This is a genomic window from Klebsiella sp. M041 (assembly GCF_059759695.1).
Map to the genome: position 1 here is coordinate 1 of NZ_JCAXWU010000059.1, position 820 is coordinate 820.

At 52.4% G+C, this 820-nt stretch carries 1 protein-coding gene; it reads left to right on the forward strand.

The features are described from left to right. The first annotated feature begins 63 nt into the window (after window positions 1-63). Window positions 64-768: an IS6-like element IS26 family transposase gene (locus AC6CWS_RS26460; protein ID WP_001067855.1), complete on the forward strand. Its 705-nt coding sequence runs from the start codon at window positions 64-66 to the stop codon at window positions 766-768. The last annotated feature ends 52 nt before the right edge of the window (window positions 769-820 follow it).

Sequence of the window (820 nt, forward strand, 5' to 3'; positions counted from 1 at the left end):
GGCACTGTTGCAAATAGTCGGTGGTGATAAACTTATCATCCCCTTTTGCTGATGGAGCTGCACATGAACCCATTCAAAGGCCGGCATTTTCAGCGTGACATCATTCTGTGGGCCGTACGCTGGTACTGCAAATACGGCATCAGTTACCGTGAGCTGCAGGAGATGCTGGCTGAACGCGGAGTGAATGTCGATCACTCCACGATTTACCGCTGGGTTCAGCGTTATGCGCCTGAAATGGAAAAACGGCTGCGCTGGTACTGGCGTAACCCTTCCGATCTTTGCCCGTGGCACATGGATGAAACCTACGTGAAGGTCAATGGCCGCTGGGCGTATCTGTACCGGGCCGTCGACAGCCGGGGCCGCACTGTCGATTTTTATCTCTCCTCCCGTCGTAACAGCAAAGCTGCATACCGGTTTCTGGGTAAAATCCTCAACAACGTGAAGAAGTGGCAGATCCCGCGATTCATCAACACGGATAAAGCGCCCGCCTATGGTCGCGCGCTTGCTCTGCTCAAACGCGAAGGCCGGTGCCCGTCTGACGTTGAACACCGACAGATTAAGTACCGGAACAACGTGATTGAATGCGATCATGGCAAACTGAAACGGATAATCGGCGCCACGCTGGGATTTAAATCCATGAAGACGGCTTACGCCACCATCAAAGGTATTGAGGTGATGCGTGCACTACGCAAAGGCCAGGCCTCAGCATTTTATTATGGTGATCCCCTGGGCGAAATGCGCCTGGTAAGCAGAGTTTTTGAAATGTAAGGCCTTTGAATAAGACAAAAGGCTGCCTCATCGCTAACTTTGCAACAGTGCC

What these genes read in the sequence shown, in the direction of transcription:
- AC6CWS_RS26460 (WP_001067855.1), top strand. Translation starts at nt 64, where the DNA reads ATGAACCCATTCAAAGGCCGGCATTTTCAGCGTGACATCATTCTGTGG.